This is a genomic window from Mesorhizobium humile (genome assembly GCF_033977215.1).
Taxonomy (GTDB): Bacteria; Pseudomonadota; Alphaproteobacteria; order Rhizobiales; family Rhizobiaceae; genus Mesorhizobium; species Mesorhizobium humile.
On the sequence record NZ_JAVIIV010000009.1, the window covers coordinates 67218 to 83990 of the forward strand.

Below are 16773 nucleotides of genomic sequence, written 5' to 3' on the forward strand. Positions count from 1 at the left end.
GTTCAGGCAAAGTGGACCTGCGCGCCCCGGCTTTGGAAATCGGCGAGCGTGGCGGAGGGCGCGGTCTTTTCCACCACCAGATGGCGGATCGCATCCGCTCCCGCCACGCGATAGGGCGCGGCGGTGGCGAGCTTGTCGTTGGTGACGGCAATGACGATGCCGGCGCTGTTCTTCGCCATGGCGCGCTTCACCTCGGCTTCGGCCGAATCGAAGGCGGTGACGCCGCGCGCGACATCCAGCCCGCAGGAGCCAAGAAAGAACAGATCGGCGCCGAGCTGCGCCACGGCGACGAGCGTGTCGGCGCCGACGCAGGTGCCGAGATCGGGCACATAGCGGCCGCCGAGCACGATCAGCTCGACCAGGGGAAGGTCCGTCAGAGCCGAGGCCACACCCAGCGAATTGGTGGCGACGGTGAGTTCCATGTCGCGCGGGATCGCCCTGGCGATCGCCTCGTTGGTCGTGCCGCCGTCGATGAACAGCGACTGCCCCGCGCTCAGCAGCCCAACCGCCGCCCTGGCGAGCCGCGTTTTCTCCTCGACCGCATGACGGCTGCGCTGGCCGAGCGTCGCGGCGGCAAAGGGCGCCGACGCGACCGCGCCGCCATAGACGCGGCGCAACTGCCCGGCCTTCGCCAATTCCCTGAGATCGCGGCGCACCGTGTCTTCCGACACGCCGAAACGGCTGGCGAGTTCACCGGCCAGCACCTTTCCGTCGGCCGCAAGCTGGTCGCGAATGAGTTGGTGGCGTTCCTCGGTGAGCATGCACGATCCTATTTATTTGTGCACATTGTTGCATGTTTTGCCTGTTCATGCAAGAAGCAGAGTCGTTGGTGGCCCGACGAGGCCCGACAGAATCTCCTTGTTGGATTGCCCATGATGACCCTTGGCCCGAAACTCGCCCCCCAGCACCGCGTCTATGCCGGCTTCGCGATCTATTCCTTTGCCATGGGCAACATCTTTCCGCGCCTGCCCGACATCAAGCGAGCCATGGGGATCGAGGACGGCACGCTCGGTCTGGCCCTGATCGGCACGCCGATCGCTACCTTGATCGCGCTGACGCTGGCGACGCCGATCCTGGAGCGCGTCGGCTTTCGCCGCGCGCTGTTGTGGCTGGTGCCGCTGCTCGCGCTCGCCTATGCCATCGCGGTGCACGCACCGGGCCCGGCCGCTCTGTTCCTGATGCTGCTCCCGGTCGGATTGATGATCGGCAGCATCGAGATCATCTTGAATGTCGAGGCCGACAGGACCGAGTTCCTGCTCCAACGCCGCATCATGAACCGGGCACATTCATTCTGGAGCATCGGCTTCTTCGGCGCCGGCCTGTTCGGCAGCGCCGTGGCTCATCTCGGCCTGTCACCGCAAGTGCATCTGGCGCTGGTCGTGCCGATTGTGGCGGTTGCGATGGCGTTGTTCCTCGGCAATTTCGAACCGGCGCCCGCCCGCTTAGCCGCGACCGGCGACAAGCCGCCGATGTATGCCCGGCCGACTCTGCCGATCCTCATCCTCGTCGCGGTAACACTATCGGCCATGCTGATGGAAGGGGCCAGCATGGACTGGTCGGCGATCTATATGCGCGCAGTGTTCGACTCAGGGCCCTTCGTTGCCGGCTTCACCGTGGCGCTGTTCGCCTTCTCGCAGGCGACGACACGCTTCTTCGCCGACAGCTTTGTCGATCGCCACTCACCGAGCGGCGTGGCGCGCGTGCTGCTGGCGACAATGCTGGTCGGCGTGTTCATCGTCTTCTTCTCGCCCCTGCCCTTCGTCTCGATGCTGGGCTTCGCGCTTCTGGGCATCGGCAGCAGCGCCATCTTTCCGCTGGCGATCTCGGCGGCGGCGCAGCGCACCGACCGTCCCGCGGCGATCAATGTCGCCGCCTTGTCGCAGATCTCCTTCGTCGCCTTTCTGCTTGGTCCGCCGCTGCTCGGCTTCGTATCGGATCACTGGGGCATCCGCTCGGCCTTCGGCATCGGCCTCCCCTTCATCCTGCTCAGCCTGGCCGCCGCCGGCGCGCTTGGCCGACGGTCCGCGGCCGAAGTCGCGGATATCGCACGGCAAAGAGTGGAAGCGCCGGTCGCAGAGGCCTGAAACGCTGCGCCCAGCCGTCGGATATCGCGATCGCGCGAAACTAGCGGTGCGTGACGACGTCGCGGCGCTTGACGAAAGCGCGCGCGGCTGAAATTGAAAGAGGCCTAATATTGTGCCAAAAGCGATTTGATGCACGTCATTACCACACAAGAAGAACTCGAGAGCGTTGTCGCGGCGTTCGAAAAGTCGGAATTCGTTACCGTCGATACCGAATTCATCCGCGAGACGACCTTTTGGCCGATCCTCTGCCTGATCCAGATTGCCGCGCCTGGGATTGAGGCGCTTATCGATCCATTGTCGCCCGGCATCGACCTGAAACCGTTCTTCCGGCTCATGGCCAACGAGGCGGTGCTGAAGGTCTTCCACGCGGCGCGGCAGGACATCGAAATCATCGTCCATCTCGGCGATCTGGTGCCGCATCCGGTGTTCGACACCCAGGTGGCGGCTATGGTCTGCGGCTTCGGCGACAGCGTTTCCTATGACCAGCTCGTCCAGAAGGTCACCGGAGCCCGGCTGGACAAGTCCTCGCGCTTCACCGACTGGCGGCACCGGCCGCTCTCCGACAAGCAGCTCGAATACGCGCTTGCCGACGTCACCCACCTGATCGAGGTCTACCAGCATCTCAGCGCCGAGCTGAAGCGCGAGGATCGCGCCCATTGGCTGAACGAGGAGATGGATGTGCTGACCTCGCGCGAGACCTACGATCCGCATCCCGAAGATGCCTGGAAGCGGCTGAAGATGAGGCTGCGCAAGCCGCAGGAGCTGGCGATCGTGCAGGCGGTGGCCGCCTGGCGCGAACGCGAGGCGCGCGAGCGCGACGTGCCGCGCGGCCGCGTGCTCAAGGATGATGCCATCTACGAGATCGCGCAGCAGGCGCCGCGCGACGCGGCGGCGCTCGGCAAGCTGCGCACAACGCCGAAAGGCTGGGAGCGCTCCGCGACGGCAATCGCGCTGCTTGGCGCGGTCAACGCGGCGCTGGCGCTGCCCAAGGACTCGATGCCGAAACTGCCGAAAAGCGTGCAGCCGCCGGAAGGATCGAGCGCGGCGGCGGAACTGCTCAAGGTGCTGCTCAGGATCGTCGCGGAGAAGGAAGGCGTCGCCACCAAGGTGCTTGCCTCCAGCGACGATATCGACCGCATAGCGGCCGAGGGCGACGAGGCCGACGTGGCGGCGCTGCAGGGCTGGCGGCGCGCCGTTTTCGGCGAGCAGGCGCTAAGGCTGGTCCGCGGCGAGATCGGCATCAAATTCGACAGGCGCAGGATCGCGGTGTTCGATCTTTAGCGCCTCTTCACACCGCCCCAACCAGGTGCAGCGCAAACCAGATCCAGGCAACGAAAAGTATGCCCGCGCCGAGGAAGAAGGCGCGGCTGCGGTGCAGCACATAGTTTCTGTCGAGATGCACCCAGGCGTGGATATAGCGCGTGGCTATGAACAGCCACATCAATGCCAGAGTCAGGTAGTTCACGCCATTGGTGACGAACAGCGCCAGGCAGAGCGCGTAGAAGAGAACCGGCAGCTCGAACTGGTTGATCAGATTGTTGGCGACGGTGACGCTGGACGCCGGCTCGGTCGAGCGGACCTTGTACTGGCTGACCTTCGCCTCGCCCGATTTCACGGCGAAATAGCGCCGCTTCAGCATCACCAGATAGACGATGTAGACCAGGAGCACATGCGCCAGCATTGGCCAGAAGATGGCGGTCTGGTGCATATGTGCGCCCTCTCCTCCCGTCAGCGCCGCCGTTGCCCGGCCAGCGCGAAGAATGCGACGACGAAGACTGGGATCGCCAGCAACGCGAATTTGGTGACGGTCAGCGAAGAGGCGAAGGCCAGCGAATCGGGATTGGCCAACTGGAAATCGGAAAGCAGCCGCGCCAAGGCAAAATTCTGGGCGTAGTCGGCGACCGTGTAGGGCAACACCAGGACGAGCGAGAACAAGGCCTGCAGTTGCGCCGGCATGGCTCGGAAGGTGCTGAGCCGCCTGCCGAAGGCAAGGATGAGGCTGACCAGCGTCAGCGACAGCAGGGCCGGGAACAAAAGGTCGAAGGTCAAATAGTGCCAGACGATGATGATCTCGCCGCCGCGACGGCCGAGTGCTGTGAGCCACGCCATGCCTTCGTCGGGCGTGAAGCCGGCGACGCGCATGTCGAGCGAAGCCAGGCCACCGCTCAGACGCTGGAAATAGAGAAACTCCAGCGCCGTCATGGCAAGGAAAAGCGCAATTGAGGCGATGGAGAGGGCCGCCGCGTGCCGCGACAGCCGCAGAACCGCCACGCTCAAGCCACGCCACAGGCCCTGGCGGTCGGCCTGATCGGCCTCCCGATCAAATTCCGCCCGGGTAATTTGGGCTTTCGCGGGTGATCGTGACGTCATGGGCGTGGCTTTCACGAAGTCCGGCATTGGATATGCGCACAAAAGTGGCGCGCTCGCGGAAGTCTGCAAGGTCACGTCCACCCACATAACCCATAGCGGCTTTCAGGCCGCCTGCAAGCTGGTGCAGCACGCCAGCCACAGGTCCTTTGTAGGGAACCTGCCCTTCAATGCCCTCCGGAACCAGTTTGAGGGTGTCGCGGACCTCGGCCTGAAAGTAGCGATCGGCCGAGCCGCGCGCCATGGCGCCGACAGAGCCCATGCCGCGATACGCCTTGAAGGAGCGGCCCTGGTGCAGATAGACCTCGCCCGGGCTCTCCTCCGTGCCGGCCAGCAGCGAGCCGATCATGGCGGCACCAGCGCCGGCGGCGAGCGCCTTGGCGAGGTCGCCGGAATATTTGATGCCGCCATCGGCGATCACCGTCGCACCCGACTTCTGCGCCATCTCCACCGCCGACATGATCGCCGAGAGCTGCGGCACGCCGACGCCGGCGACGATGCGCGTGGTGCAGATCGAGCCCGGGCCGATGCCGACCTTGACGGCGTCGGCGCCGGCATCGATCAGCGCCTTCGTGCCTTCCGCGGTGGCGACGTTGCCGGCCAGGATGCGCACTGAATTGGAGAGTTTCTTCGCCCGCGTCACGGCATCCAGGACACGCTGCGAATGGCCATGCGCGGTGTCGATGACGAGCAGGTCGACGCCGGCGTCGATCAGGCGCTCGGCACGCTCGAAGCCGTCATCGCCGACGCTGGTGGCGGCGGCGGCGCGCAGGCGTCCCTGGGCGTCCTTGGTGGCATGCGGGTTGAGTTGCGACTTCTCGATGTCCTTGACGGTGATCAGGCCAACGCAATTGCCCTTCCGGTCGACCACCACCAGCTTCTCGATGCGGTGCTTGTGAAGCAGGCGCTTGGCCTCGTCCTGGTCGACGTTCTCCTTGACGGTGATCAGGTTCTCACGCGTCATCAGCTCGTAGACCTTCTGCGCCGGATCGGAGGCAAAGCGCACGTCGCGGTTGGTGAGGATGCCGACGAGCCGGCCGACCGTGTGACCGCCGGTGCCGCCATTCTCGACCACGGGAATGCCGGAGATGCCGTTTGTGCGCATCAGCGCCAGCGCGTCGGCGAGCGTGGCGTCCGGGCCGATGGTGACCGGGTTCACCACCATGCCGGATTCGAACTTCTTCACTTGCCGGACCTGCTCGGCCTGCTCGGCCGGCGTGAGGTTGCGGTGGATGACGCCGATGCCGCCGGCCTGCGCCATGGCGATCGCCAGCCGCGCCTCGGTGACGGTGTCCATGGCCGCCGACAGGATCGGCACGTTGAGATCGATGTCACCGGCGATGCGGGTGCGGATGTCGGTTTCGCCCGGCATGACTTCGGAATGGCCGGGCTGCAGAAGCACGTCGTCGAAGGTCAGCGCCAATGCGCCGGTGGACGTTTCGATGATTTTTGCCATGGCCAGTCCTTTTGAATGCGGAAAAGGCGCCGGGCCGATTGGCCAGCGCCGACTCTCATCTTCCCTTTCAGGATTGGCGCTGGCTGGTAACACGTCCTGTCGCGGTTGAAAAGCCGATCGTTGCGCGACGCGACGGGTTCTCGTTTCGCGCTAAGACCTTCATCGTTAGTCCTCATACGCGTCGTCGCGCGTCCAGTTTTCGACAGCGACAACGGGCTGTTGCTTGAGCCGGGACAACAACGCTGCGCGCAAGTGGGGAAATAACTCCTGCGTGTCGGCAGGAATGATCCGCGCCACCGGCCGCCCATTACTGACCACGACATAGCTCTGTCCTTCACTGGCTCCACGCAGGATGAAGGAGAGTTTACGTTTAACGTCAGCTATGGGGACGGTGTTGTCCATCTCAGCACTCCATGCGGCATCGGTAGTATGGCAGTAAGCCTGGCACAATCAGATTCCGTCGAGAAATTGCCCCTACCAGTGGTTGCGGTCGCACAAAAGTGACAGCAATTTAATGCGACATCCCGGCCGAGGCGTGATAACCGCCCGGACGTGCCGGCTCGCCCCCAGCCAGGCGCCAGATTCGTGAAGACAAATCAGGGCGTTTCCCTTGAACCGCATCATCCCGCTCATCCTGGCGGTCGCACTTTTCATGGAGAACATGGATTCGACCGTGATCGCGACGTCGCTGCCGGCGATCGCCGTCGACATCCACACCAGCCCGATCGCGCTGAAGCTGGCGCTGACGGCTTATCTGGTGTCGCTGGCGATCTTCATTCCAATCAGCGGCTGGATGGCGGACCGGTTCGGCGCCAAGAACGTCTTTCGCGCCGCGATCGGCGTCTTCATCGCCGGCTCGGTCGCCTGCGCGTTTGCCAATTCGCTGCCGGCCTTCGTGGTGTCGCGCTTCCTGCAAGGCATGGGCGGCGCGATGATGACGCCGGTCGGCCGCCTGGTGCTGGTGCGCGCCACGCCGAAGAACGAGCTTGTCGCGGCAATGTCCTGGCTGACCGTGCCGGCGCTGGTCGGCCCGCTGGTCGGTCCGCCGATCGGCGGCTTCATCACCACCTATTTCACCTGGCACTGGATCTTTCTCATCAACGTGCCGATCGGCCTGGTCGGCATGTGGCTCGCCACCCACTATCTGCCGGAGACGGAGCCTGCCCAGACGCCGCCGCTCGATTTCCCCGGCTTCGTGCTTTCGGGGCTTGCCGCTTCCGGCGTCGTCTTCGGCCTTTCCGTCGTCAGCCTGCCGGCGCTGCCGCCGATGGCCGGCTTCATCACGGTGGCTGTCGGGGTGATCTCCGGCGTGCTTTATCTCCTCCATGCGCGGCGCGCCAAGAACCCGCTGCTGGCCCTGGAGCTGTTCCGCAACCAGGTTTTCCGATCCTCCGTGCTCGGCGGCTCGCTGTTTCGCATCGGCATCGGCGCGGTGCCGTTCCTTTTGCCGCTGATGTTCCAGATCGGCTTCGGGCTGACGCCCTTCCAGTCCGGCATGATCACCTTCGTTTCGGCGATTGGCGCCATCGGCATGAAGTTCGTCACCGCGCTGCTGTTCCGGCTCGCCGGCTTCCGCCGCGTGCTGATCTGGGGCTCGCTTGTCGCGGCCGCCTCGATCGCCATCTACGGCCTGTTCACGCCGCAGACGCCCTATGCGCTGATGCTGGCGATACTCCTGGTCGGCGGCTTCATCCGCTCGATGTTCTTCACCGGCGTCAATGCGCTCTCCTATGCCGAGATCACGCCCGCCGACACCAGCAAGGCGACGCCGATCACCGCGGTCTTCCAGCAATTGTCGATCGCGCTCGGCGTGGCGCTGGCCGGCGGCATCCTCGAAGTGTCGACGTCCATCCATGGCGGACCGCTGACGCTCAGCGATTTCCACATCGCCTTCTTCATCGTGGCGGCCGTCTCGGCGGCGGCGTCGATCACCTTCATGCGGCTGGCGCCGGACGCCGGCAATGCCGTTTCCGGGCATGGACGGCTGACAACGCCGAAGACGCTGGAAACGGCGGGAACCGCGGGGAAGTAGCCCCTTGCCTTCTCCCCTTGTGGGAGAAGGTGGATCGGCGCGCAGCGCCGAGACGGATGAGGGGTGTTCCAGCGGAGTGAGACGTTGGTATTCCCTGGAACACCCCTCATCCGGCCGCTTCGCGGCCACCTTCTCCCACAAGGGGAGAAGGGAGAGGCGCTACCCCTTGAACTCCTTGGCCAGCAGATAAAGCTCCACCGACTCATCCCGCGAGGCCGGCGGCTTGACGTGATGGACCGAGCGGAAATTCTGCTTCAGCAGCGACAAAAGCTCGTTCTCGGCGCCGCCCTGGAAAGTCTTGGCGAGGAAATGCCCGCCCGGCCTCAGGACGTGCAGCGCAAAATCGGCCGCGACTTCGCACAGATGCATGGTGCGCAAATGGTCGGTGCGGCGGTGCCCGGTCGTGGGCGCCGCCATATCGGACAACACCACATCCGGCTGGCCGCCCAGCGCCTCGGCAAGTTTTTGCGGCGCATCGGGATCGAGGAAATCCATCTGCAGGATGACCGCGCCCGGAACCGCGTCCATTTCGAGATAGTCGATGCCGACGACATGCGGATTCTCCGCCGTCGACTTCGTCCGCGCGGCCGCCACCTGACACCAGCCGCCGGGGGCAGCACCCAGGTCGATCACTTTCATGCCGGGCTTCAACAAGTGATGCTTGTCGTCGATCTCGATCAGCTTGTAGGCGGCGCGGGAGCGATACCCGTCTGCCTTGGAGCGCTGCACATAAGGATCGTTCATGTGGCGCTCGAGCCAGCGACGCGAGGATTCCTTCAGACCGCTCTTCTTCTTGATCCGGGTCTTCAGCACGCGAATGCTTCCCGAACCCGGCTTTTCAGGCTTCTTGCTCATGGTCGGCCGCCACGCCAGACGCCGTCATCGGCCATCAGCTCGCTCAGGATTCCCTCGCGCAGTCCCCGGTCGGCGACGCGCAACCGCTCGGACGGCCAGACACCGCGGATCGCTTCCAGGATGGCGCAGCCGGCGAGCACGAGATCGGCACGGTCGGCGCCGATGCAAGGGTTGGCGCAACGCTGCTGGAAATCCCAGCCGATTAGCCGCTCGATCATGCGATCGACGCTGTCGCGGTCCATCCAGAGCCCGTCGACGCGGCGGCGGTCGTAGCGCTCGAGATCGAGATGCACGCCGGCCAGCGTCGTCACCGTGCCGGAGGTGCCGAGCAGATGGAAGTTAGGACTGGCCAGCACATGCGCGAGCCTGTCGCGGCCGTCGAAGACCTTCAGCCGCGCGGCCACGTCGTCGACCATGGCGGCAAAGGTCTCGCGCGTGACCGTGCGTCCGCCGAAGCGCTCGGCGAGCGACACCACGCCGACAGGCAGCGAGGTCCACGACACGATGTGGTTGGCGAGCCGAGGAGAGCGCCGTCCGGTCAGGTCGATCAAGGCGATTTCCGACGAGCCGCCGCCAATGTCGAACAGCACCACGCCCTGCGTGTCGCGCTCGACAAGCGAGCCGCAGCCGGAAACGGCAAGGCGGGCCTCGGTCTGGCGGTCGATGATCTCGAGCTTCAGCCCGGCCTCGCGCTCGACACGATCCAGGAACTCGACGCCGTTGGCGGCCGAACGGCAGGCTTCGGTGGCGATCAGCCTGGCTTTCCTGATCTTGCGGTTGCGCAGCTTGTCGCCGCAGATCTTCAGCGCCTCGACGGCGCGGTCCATTGCGGCCTGGCTCAGCCGGCCGCTGGCCGTGAGCCCCTCGCCCAGCCTGACGATGCGCGAGAAAGCGTCGATGACACGGAACTGGCCGTGACGGCCGGGCACCGCGACCAGTAGCCGGCAATTGTTGGTGCCAAGGTCGAGCGCGGCGAAAACCGGCAATTCCTGCTGCGGCGGACGTGGCGGGGACTGGGGCGGCCTTGGCTCGACCTGCGACGGCGCGCTCTGAGCCTGGCTTGCGGGAATGGCGGCGGGCGCGGCAGGCGGCGGGGCGCCGTTGTCGTCGCGCGCAAACACCTTGCGACCGCGCCGGCGCTTGCGGCGCTTGCGCGTCTTGCCTTTCGGCGGATCGCCCTGCTGGTCGGCCAGGCTCGCGCCAGTCTGCCTCTGGTTGGCATGTCTGGGGTCGGCATGTCTTTGGTGCGCACCCGCGTGGCGGCTGAATCGCGCCGGCTGCGGGCCTGCCGACTGCGTCGGCGATGCCCCGGACATGCCCACTGCCGACGCGCCGGCGCCGGTATCGTGGTCTTCCACTTCAGTTCCTTCCGGCGCCGCGCGAACCGGGAACGGACGCAGCAGGCACCTCGATTTGTTTCAAGTTGGCGACAGAGTAGCAGTGCCCTTCGCAATCACCAAGAGCGCGAGGTCGAATTTCGCTGACGTCACTTTTTGCCAGCGTCACGTTGGGGCAATGTCTTGCCGGTTGAATAGCCGGCTTCAATCAGGCATGTCTCAAATGAGGGTTCGAAGGGCTTGGGCACATCAAATCAATGAGCTGCAACGTATGATGACGACGCCATGAATTGGAGGCGCTATTTCTGGCCGGTCGTAGGCATCGCGGCCGTCGCGTTCTCGCTGTGGCTGCTCATTCATGAACTGCGCGGCATTTCACTCGACGATGTCTGGGCCGGCATCGCCGCCATCCCGCCGCGCGGCTGGGTGCTCGCGGCGCTGAGCTCGGTCGTCGCCTACGCCTCGCTCGCCGGCTACGACCACATCGCGCTGCTGCATCTCGGCAAGAAAGTATCGTGGCTGTTCGTCACGCTGTGCTCCTTCACCACCTACGCGGTGTCGCACAATATCGGCGGCTCCGTGTTTTCCGGCGCGGTCATCCGTTACCGCGCCTATGCCACGCGGGGGCTGACTGGCCAGGAAATCGGCGTGCTGGTGGCCATCTGCTGGTTCACCTTCATCCTGTCCAGCGTTTTCCTCGGCGGCCTCGTTCTGTTGCTGGAACCCCAGATCGTTGATCGCTTCACGGGCGCGCCGCATCATGGCGCGGCCTTCGCCGCCGGGTTCGCCATGCTCATTCTCGTCGGCGCCTACGCCTTCGGCAGCTGGCTGCGGCTGAGACCGCTGAAGATCGGCTCCTTCCAGCTGCACTACCCGGCGCTGCCGATCGTGGCGCGGCAATTGCTGGTCGGCCCGGTCGAACTGCTGGGGGCCGCCGCGATCATCTATTTTGTCCTGCCCGAGGCCGGCAATCCCGGCTATTTCGTCGTGCTCGGCGTGTTCATGGTGTCGTTCTCGATTGGGCTCCTGTCGCATGCGCCTGGCGCGCTTGGCGTGTTCGAAGTCGTCTTCCTCACCGGCCTTTCGGACATGGATCCGGTCGGCGTGCTCGCCGCGCTCCTGGTGTTCCGCCTGTTCTATCTGATCATTCCGCTGCTGATCGGCCTTGGCGTGGTGCTCTATTTCGAGCATTCGCAATACAGCCGCGGAGAGAGTTGAGGCCTTGCGAGCGCCCGAAGGAAGTCACCGGCAAAAAGGCTGCGGTTGATCTCAGTTGCGGGCTTGACTATTTTCGGATGGCGGCTACAAGGCAGCGCTCGCGGCACATGAGCCGCCCGCTTCGCGCGGTACCAGCCGCGCCTGCTGGGGAATAGGTTAACGGTAGACCCACGGACTCTGACTCCGTTAGTCCTGGTTCGAATCCAGGTTCCCCAGCCAGTTCTTCGCATCGGTTGCTGATTATGGAAATGCGTGCCGGCGCAATGTTATGCGCACCGCGTGCAGGCACGTGATGCCTTGAACGCTCATTTTGAGCCTTTCACGCTAAGTGCCGATGCCGTTCGAAGATCGCCAGTTTGTGCCCATATGTCAACCGCATCTCGGATCGGCACCCTTCGCACCTAAAGGTACTGATGCTCTTGATCCAGGAGCCTTTCCTGACGATCGTCTGGGAGCAGTGTTGACATTGGAACGTCAGGTTCTTGTCATGCAGGTCATTTGACAGGGTCATCATCCCTCCTGGCCGAGCAGGCTGTGCCGCCCCCTCGCCCACAAGGCTTATACTAAACGCTGCAGCACAGAACGTGACAGAAGTCACATGCATAAGTTGCAGCCGTCACCAACGTTCCCGCTTGCCCAATTCCCTGTTGTTGGCGCTATATATTAGCAATCAACGATATATTAGTGACTACCGTGCAGCCTGTACGAATCGGGAATATGCCCGATCGACGATCCGGCACTCAATGTGCCGAGACGCTCGACCGATGCGGAGCAAACGCATGAGTGTCGAAACAGCATTGGCGCAGCTATTGCGCATGATTCACCGTCGAGCCCTGAATTTGGCGACGATGCCGGACGATGAGAGAGATCCGTACTACGACAGCATCCGCCGGTCGTGTTGCGGAGCGGCCGAGCATATCGGGCAGTCTCCCGACAATGCGGCCCTCACTGCAAACAGCATGGTCGAGTTTACCAGGGCAATGGTCGGTATCATCGAGGCAGGACGCGGGTAACCGCGAACTTCGACAAGTTCGCGACGCGCTCGGAAGGTGCCGAGAGCAAGGCCACGGCGCGTTATCCGAATCTCGCGAGACGATGACTGCCTGTGCAGATCAGCGATCAGGCTTTCGCGCGATCGCTGTCTCAGATCGGGCCCGAAGTGTCCGACGACAAATGTTTGGCTGTCGGCATTACCGGCCAGCAAATATCCAACTGGTTGTCGGACGGCAGACCGTTCCGCATCCGCGTGGTCTTGCGGGCATCCTGCGCATATTTCAAGGCCGCACCCATGCGGTTCAACGTCTTCATTATCGACATAGACTTCATCCCTGGCTCGCCATGGCTGTCGCGGAGGCAATCCCCGCCGCCTTCACCATGGCGATCTAAATGATCGACCACCGTTTCCGGCGCATTGCACGCAAGCGCGAGGCCCGTAACGAGAACCGGCTGCCGCTGAAACATTTGCATGCAAACGAGCCCGTCACAGCTTGCGAGGCGTCGGCCGGCTGGGCCCGCTGCCGTATGACAAGTTGCCATTTCGAAACAAATTCGCGCTCAAGCGCCATCAAACCGAAACCAAACTGCGGGAAAACCGCTATCGACCGGCGCGACCGGAATTTAAACAGAGGAAAAAACGAAATGTCCAAGATCGTTCGCAATGTAATTCTCGCCGTTGTTGCCGTCTCCGGCCTGGCCGGTTCGGCTTATGCTCAGCAGACGACCGTCAATTCGTGCAGCAACCACGACGATTACTATGGCATGTGCCTGGGCGCCGCGAACAATGGCGGCCACCATGGCAGCCGCGGCGATCGTCGCTGATCGGCACGTCCGCTGAAAAAAGCCCCGCAGGCATCTCGCCGGCGGGGCTTCTTTCTGTTCGAAGCGATGCTCCTCGTCCCAGCGAGTGGGATTGCCCTGATCACCAGACGGCGCCGGATTGACCGGAATAGAGAGGCAACACCCTCCTGCTGACGTCTCGAAAGGATGCAGCCCGCATCGCCGGCAGCTGGGAGCGCCCCTGCCGTATTTTATCGTTTAAAATTCGAGGTTCCTGCAGCTCTATTGCATGTGCGTTTGTGCGCAGCGTGCCAGGTTGGCCCTGACCACGAGGTGATGAAAAGGCCTGATTGCGTTGAGATAGGTGAAGCCCAAGGCATTGTGGGAATGCACAACGGTTGTCGCGATGAGCAACGTACCCGTTGGAGAATGGCGTCGGAGCAGAGATAGCCGGAAGTCCAGGTGTCGGTCATCCGTGCCGAGCACAATTTCGTCCTTGCCCTCCCAGTGCACCGGGAAGAAGTCCACCCGTTCACGGCTGTCCTGGGACGCCCTGACCGTATCGGAGGTTTTGATGCCAAAGGGCATAACCATGGCGTCGCGCAGCGCGATCAACGCCTTTTGCCACGCGGGTGGATTGACGAGTGTCCGCGTCGCCAACTCGCGCATGCTCGACCGTTCCGATGCAATCAAGTCAATGCTGTAGCTATCGAGTGAACTGGCGTTCTCGTACCAGCTCGCAACGATACTTTCCGACGGCGGCGTCGTCCGGCGTACCCGCGGTTTGCGGTCTAAACCCATGCTGAAAGCTCAATCGTGGCAGTTTCCGCGACAGCTTGCCAATAGCGGTGAGGGAGGACATGCCCTGGAACGGAAGCCGATCGGAAACGATATAATATTGTGCGTGAGCGCTATACAAGTGATTTGTCCGGTGAAGAATACGCTCTGAAGAGCCGTTGCTACCGCAGCCCAAGCGGCGCGGTCGCAAGCCAACAATGGATGGATCCTAATTTCGAGTGAGGCTCTCAGCCCAAATGAAAAGGCGCGGCCGAGACCGCGCCCTTCCCAAGCTCTTCGGAGGCCTGGTTCTCCAGGCGCTTACTCCGCAGCCTCGTAGCCGGCGATGCCCTTGATCTCGAGGAAATCCTCCAGGCCGTATTCGGCGTATTCGCGGCCATTGCCGGATTGCTTGTAGCCGCCGAAGGGCAGGCCGGCGTCCCAGGTCGGGTAGTTGATGTAGACATTGCCGGAACGCATGCGTGCCGCCACGTCGCGCGCCTTCTCGATATCCCTGGCCTGGATGTAGGAGGCGAGGCCGTAGACCGTGTCGTTGGCCTGCTCGACCGCCTGCTCCACCGTGTCGTACGGCATGATCGACAGCACCGGCCCGAAGATCTCCTCCCTGGCGATGCGCATGTCGTGCGTGACATTGGCGAAGACGGTCGGGCGGACGTAGTAGCCGCGATTGAGCTCGGCCGGCCGGCCGGGGCCGCCGGCGACCAGCGTGGCGCCCTCGTCGACACCGCTCTGGATCAGGTCCTGGATCTTGTCGAACTGGATCTGGCTGACCACCGGGCCGAGCTTGGACGCCGGCGCATCGGCCGGGCCGACGGTGAATTTCTCCGCCGCCTTCCTGGCATAGCCGGCCGCCTCGTCGTGAAGGTCGCGCGGCACGAACATGCGGGTCGGCGCGTTGCAGGACTGGCCGCTGTTGCCGAAGCAGCCGGCGACGCCCTTGGTCACGGCCCGCTCCAGATCGACATCGGGGAACAGGATGTTGGCCGACTTCCCGCCCAGTTCCTGATGCACGCGCTTGACCGTGTCGGCCGCCGCCTTGGCGACCAGGATGCCGGCGCGGGTCGATCCGGTGAAGGACATCATGTCGACATCGGGATGGCTGGCCAAAGCCTGGCCGACGCCCGGGCCGTCGCCATTGACGAGGTTGAAGACGCCCTTCGGCACGCCAGCCTCATCGACGATCTCGGCGAAGATGATGGCGTCGAGCGGCGCGATCTCGGACGGCTTGAGCACCATGGTGCAACCGGCGGCAAGCGCCGGGCCGACCTTGCAGGTGATCTGGTTCAGCGGCCAGTTCCACGGCGTGATCAGGCCGACGACGCCGATCGGCTCCTTGACGATGAGCGAGGAGCCTTTGACATGGCGGAACTGGAAGGTCTTCAGCACCTCGGCCATCTTTTCCAGATGCGCCTGGCCAACGCCGACCTGGCTGTCCAGCGCCATCTGGCGCGGCGCGCCCATCTCGCGCGAGACGGCGAGCGCCAGGTCCTTGCTGCGCTTCTTATAGATTTCGATGACGCGGTTGAGGATATCGAGCCGCTCCTCGACCGAGGTGAAGCCGAACGTGTTGAAAGCGCGCTTGGCGGCGGCCACCGCCTTGTCGACATCCGCCTTGGAGCCGAGCGAAATCTGCGCGAAAGCGTCCTCGTTCGAAGGGTCGATGACGTCGAGCGTGTTCGGCACCACCGGATCGACCCAGGCGCTGTCGATATAGAATTGCAGATTGTGTGACATGGTTTCGCTCCCTGCGGGCCGCTTTGCTCGATTGTGGTGAGGTGGTCGTCGTATATCGCCAGAAATAACGATGCGGCATGTGCTCTGTCAAACGCAAGCGAGAAGTGCTTGAGCCAGCGCGTCGGGCATTGCGCCAGAGCTGGTGTCGCCGCCGCATTCTCGACTAGAGCAGCCTATGCCCTGCCTCCCCCAGCAAGCGTATCGCCGCGCCCCCGTCCGCGGCCTTCACCAACAGGTGGTCGCCGTCGAAGGTGGAGACGACAAAGACGCCCAGGCCATTTTCCGACAGCGGCCTGACGACCGACAGCACGATGCCGGTTTCGCCGAAGGCAAAGGGGCCTTCGAATTTGAAGGCGACCCAATCCTTGTCCTGCCTGACGGCAGCCGGGACACGCTCCTGCAAACAGACAATCGACAGTTCGTCCTGCGTCCTGGTGATGCTGACGAAGCCTGCTCCGTCCGCCCAGTCGGGAATAGTTTCGCCAGCTTCAAGCCGTGAAATCGCATAAAGACCGGGGAGTTGCTTCAGTCGGATCCGCGCAGCCATTCGTCGAACTCCATCCTTGGTGGCGCAGTCACGGAAGGCTCTTGCTCATATAGACCGTCGTGCCGTTCATGAACGGCTCCTCACGGTCGACCGCATAGCCGTGCCTTTCGTACAGCGACACATTGGCCTCGAAGGCGCCGTTGGTCAGCAGGCGAAGCTCGCGAAAGCCGGCTTGAAGCGCCGCGCGCTCGGCGCTGTCGAGCAGCTTGCGCCCGATACCCCTGCCCTGCGCCGCGGGAGCCACGGCCACATTCTCGATCCAGATATGATCCTCATGCGCCATCGTTTCGATCAGGCCGACGATGCGGCCGTTCTCGATGGCGAGCTCGAACCGATGCTCGCGGAGGGCCTTGTCGTAATCGACGCGCATCGGCAAGGGTTCGCGGCCGATCACCGGCACCCATTTGGCATAGGCTTCGCGCACGACAGCCTTGATGGCCGCGGCATCCGCTGGCGTGGCCGGCCGAAACTCCAGGGTAGAAACGACGCTCATTCAGACACTCCAAAATGCAAAAAACCCGCCGATCGTTGCGATGGGCGGGGCTGGGATGGACGAACCGGGGTGACTT

At 63.7% G+C, this 16773-nt stretch carries 18 protein-coding genes and 1 tRNA gene; 7 read left to right on the top strand and 12 right to left on the bottom strand.

From position 1 onward, the window contains the following. Positions 1-2 precede the first annotated feature (2 nt). Entirely contained in the window at positions 3-761 is a 759-nt protein-coding gene (locus tag RFM52_RS15435; RefSeq protein WP_320297316.1) for a DeoR/GlpR family DNA-binding transcription regulator, read from the bottom strand. 111 nt (positions 762-872) lie between these two features. On the opposite strand from RFM52_RS15435, the gene RFM52_RS15440 reads away from it, so the two are divergent. After that, positions 873-2084 (top strand): MFS transporter, encoded by a 1212-nt coding sequence (locus RFM52_RS15440; RefSeq protein ID WP_320297317.1) that lies wholly within the window; start codon positions 873-875, stop codon positions 2082-2084. A gap of 129 nt (positions 2085-2213) precedes the next feature. Then, positions 2214-3365, top strand: a complete 1152-nt coding sequence (gene rnd, locus RFM52_RS15445; protein ID WP_320297318.1) for a ribonuclease D — start codon at positions 2214-2216, stop codon at positions 3363-3365. A 7-nt stretch (positions 3366-3372) separates the two neighbouring features. Here rnd and RFM52_RS15450 read toward each other — a convergent pair whose 3' ends face one another. The 4 genes from RFM52_RS15450 to RFM52_RS15465 form a co-directional block, all read right to left on the bottom strand. Next, the gene (locus tag RFM52_RS15450) at positions 3373-3792 is read right to left on the bottom strand and encodes an MAPEG family protein (protein ID WP_320297319.1); all 420 of its coding nucleotides are present in this window, start codon (positions 3790-3792) and stop codon (positions 3373-3375) included. 20 nt (positions 3793-3812) lie between these two features. After that, on the bottom strand, positions 3813-4361 hold the full coding sequence (locus RFM52_RS15455; protein ID WP_320297320.1) for a hypothetical protein: 549 nt from the start codon (positions 4359-4361) through the stop codon (positions 3813-3815). Positions 4362-4404: 43 nt separating this feature from the next. Beyond that, positions 4405-5907, bottom strand: a complete 1503-nt coding sequence (gene guaB / locus RFM52_RS15460; protein ID WP_320297321.1) for an IMP dehydrogenase — start codon at positions 5905-5907, stop codon at positions 4405-4407. 165 nt (positions 5908-6072) lie between these two features. Then, entirely contained in the window at positions 6073-6309 is a 237-nt protein-coding gene (locus RFM52_RS15465) for a type II toxin-antitoxin system Phd/YefM family antitoxin (RefSeq protein ID WP_320297322.1), read from the bottom strand. A 208-nt stretch (positions 6310-6517) separates the two neighbouring features. On the opposite strand from RFM52_RS15465, the gene RFM52_RS15470 reads away from it, so the two are divergent. Then, positions 6518-7939: an MFS transporter gene (locus tag RFM52_RS15470; protein ID WP_320297323.1), complete on the top strand. Its 1422-nt coding sequence runs from the start codon at positions 6518-6520 to the stop codon at positions 7937-7939. A gap of 159 nt (positions 7940-8098) precedes the next feature. On the opposite strand, the gene RFM52_RS15475 is transcribed toward RFM52_RS15470, so the two are convergent. Next, entirely contained in the window at positions 8099-8794 is a 696-nt protein-coding gene (locus RFM52_RS15475; RefSeq protein WP_320297324.1) for an RlmE family RNA methyltransferase, read from the bottom strand. Then, the gene (locus tag RFM52_RS15480) at positions 8791-10152 is read right to left on the bottom strand and encodes a Ppx/GppA phosphatase family protein (RefSeq protein WP_320297325.1); all 1362 of its coding nucleotides are present in this window, start codon (positions 10150-10152) and stop codon (positions 8791-8793) included. The genes RFM52_RS15475 and RFM52_RS15480 overlap by 4 nt, the downstream gene beginning before the upstream one ends. A 264-nt stretch (positions 10153-10416) precedes the next feature. Here RFM52_RS15480 and RFM52_RS15485 point away from each other — a divergent pair, with 264 nt between their 5' ends. The 3 genes from RFM52_RS15485 to RFM52_RS15495 all read left to right on the top strand — a co-directional run bounded on the left by RFM52_RS15485 (position 10417) and on the right by RFM52_RS15495 (position 12362). Then, the gene (locus RFM52_RS15485; protein ID WP_320297326.1) at positions 10417-11349 is read left to right on the top strand and encodes a lysylphosphatidylglycerol synthase transmembrane domain-containing protein; all 933 of its coding nucleotides are present in this window, start codon (positions 10417-10419) and stop codon (positions 11347-11349) included. Positions 11350-11494: 145 nt separating this feature from the next. Next, positions 11495-11568 (top strand) — tRNA-Gln (locus tag RFM52_RS15490). Between the two features lie 560 nt (positions 11569-12128). Then, positions 12129-12362, top strand: coding sequence for a hypothetical protein (locus RFM52_RS15495; RefSeq protein ID WP_320297327.1), 234 nt, complete (start codon positions 12129-12131; stop codon positions 12360-12362). Positions 12363-12492: 130 nt separating this feature from the next. On the opposite strand, the gene RFM52_RS15500 is transcribed toward RFM52_RS15495, so the two are convergent. Further along, positions 12493-12666 (bottom strand): hypothetical protein, encoded by a 174-nt coding sequence (locus RFM52_RS15500; protein WP_320327856.1) that lies wholly within the window; start codon positions 12664-12666, stop codon positions 12493-12495. A 69-nt stretch (positions 12667-12735) separates the two neighbouring features. On the opposite strand from RFM52_RS15500, the gene RFM52_RS15505 reads away from it, so the two are divergent. Continuing rightward, entirely contained in the window at positions 12736-13167 is a 432-nt protein-coding gene (locus RFM52_RS15505; protein ID WP_320297329.1) for a hypothetical protein, read from the top strand. Between the two features lie 240 nt (positions 13168-13407). On the opposite strand, the gene RFM52_RS15510 is transcribed toward RFM52_RS15505, so the two are convergent. The 4 genes from RFM52_RS15510 to RFM52_RS15525 form a co-directional block, all read right to left on the bottom strand. Continuing rightward, positions 13408-13926 (bottom strand): DUF2867 domain-containing protein, encoded by a 519-nt coding sequence (locus RFM52_RS15510; protein WP_320297330.1) that lies wholly within the window; start codon positions 13924-13926, stop codon positions 13408-13410. Positions 13927-14223: 297 nt separating this feature from the next. Then, complete coding sequence (locus RFM52_RS15515; protein ID WP_320297331.1) at positions 14224-15657, bottom strand: aldehyde dehydrogenase family protein; 1434 nt, start codon at positions 15655-15657, stop codon at positions 14224-14226. A 163-nt stretch (positions 15658-15820) separates the two neighbouring features. Then, the gene (locus RFM52_RS15520; protein ID WP_320297332.1) at positions 15821-16204 is read right to left on the bottom strand and encodes an ACT domain-containing protein; all 384 of its coding nucleotides are present in this window, start codon (positions 16202-16204) and stop codon (positions 15821-15823) included. A gap of 28 nt (positions 16205-16232) precedes the next feature. Further along, complete coding sequence (locus RFM52_RS15525; RefSeq protein ID WP_320297333.1) at positions 16233-16697, bottom strand: GNAT family N-acetyltransferase; 465 nt, start codon at positions 16695-16697, stop codon at positions 16233-16235. Positions 16698-16773 lie beyond the last annotated feature (76 nt).

What these genes read in the sequence shown, in the direction of transcription:
- RFM52_RS15435 (WP_320297316.1), bottom strand. Translation starts at nt 761, where the DNA reads ATGCTCACCGAGGAACGCCACCAACTCATTCGCGACCAGCTTGCGGCC.
- RFM52_RS15440 (WP_320297317.1), top strand. Translation starts at nt 873, where the DNA reads ATGATGACCCTTGGCCCGAAACTCGCCCCCCAGCACCGCGTCTATGCC.
- rnd (WP_320297318.1), top strand. Translation starts at nt 2,214, where the DNA reads ATGCACGTCATTACCACACAAGAAGAACTCGAGAGCGTTGTCGCGGCG.
- RFM52_RS15450 (WP_320297319.1), bottom strand. Translation starts at nt 3,792, where the DNA reads ATGCACCAGACCGCCATCTTCTGGCCAATGCTGGCGCATGTGCTCCTG.
- guaB (WP_320297321.1), bottom strand. Translation starts at nt 5,907, where the DNA reads ATGGCAAAAATCATCGAAACGTCCACCGGCGCATTGGCGCTGACCTTC.
- RFM52_RS15465 (WP_320297322.1), bottom strand. Translation starts at nt 6,309, where the DNA reads ATGGACAACACCGTCCCCATAGCTGACGTTAAACGTAAACTCTCCTTC.
- RFM52_RS15475 (WP_320297324.1), bottom strand. Translation starts at nt 8,794, where the DNA reads ATGAGCAAGAAGCCTGAAAAGCCGGGTTCGGGAAGCATTCGCGTGCTG.
- RFM52_RS15485 (WP_320297326.1), top strand. Translation starts at nt 10,417, where the DNA reads ATGAATTGGAGGCGCTATTTCTGGCCGGTCGTAGGCATCGCGGCCGTC.
- RFM52_RS15495 (WP_320297327.1), top strand. Translation starts at nt 12,129, where the DNA reads ATGAGTGTCGAAACAGCATTGGCGCAGCTATTGCGCATGATTCACCGT.
- RFM52_RS15500 (WP_320327856.1), bottom strand. Translation starts at nt 12,666, where the DNA reads ATGTCGATAATGAAGACGTTGAACCGCATGGGTGCGGCCTTGAAATAT.
- RFM52_RS15505 (WP_320297329.1), top strand. Translation starts at nt 12,736, where the DNA reads ATGATCGACCACCGTTTCCGGCGCATTGCACGCAAGCGCGAGGCCCGT.
- RFM52_RS15510 (WP_320297330.1), bottom strand. Translation starts at nt 13,926, where the DNA reads ATGGGTTTAGACCGCAAACCGCGGGTACGCCGGACGACGCCGCCGTCG.
- RFM52_RS15515 (WP_320297331.1), bottom strand. Translation starts at nt 15,657, where the DNA reads ATGTCACACAATCTGCAATTCTATATCGACAGCGCCTGGGTCGATCCG.
- RFM52_RS15520 (WP_320297332.1), bottom strand. Translation starts at nt 16,204, where the DNA reads ATGGCTGCGCGGATCCGACTGAAGCAACTCCCCGGTCTTTATGCGATT.
- RFM52_RS15525 (WP_320297333.1), bottom strand. Translation starts at nt 16,697, where the DNA reads ATGAGCGTCGTTTCTACCCTGGAGTTTCGGCCGGCCACGCCAGCGGAT.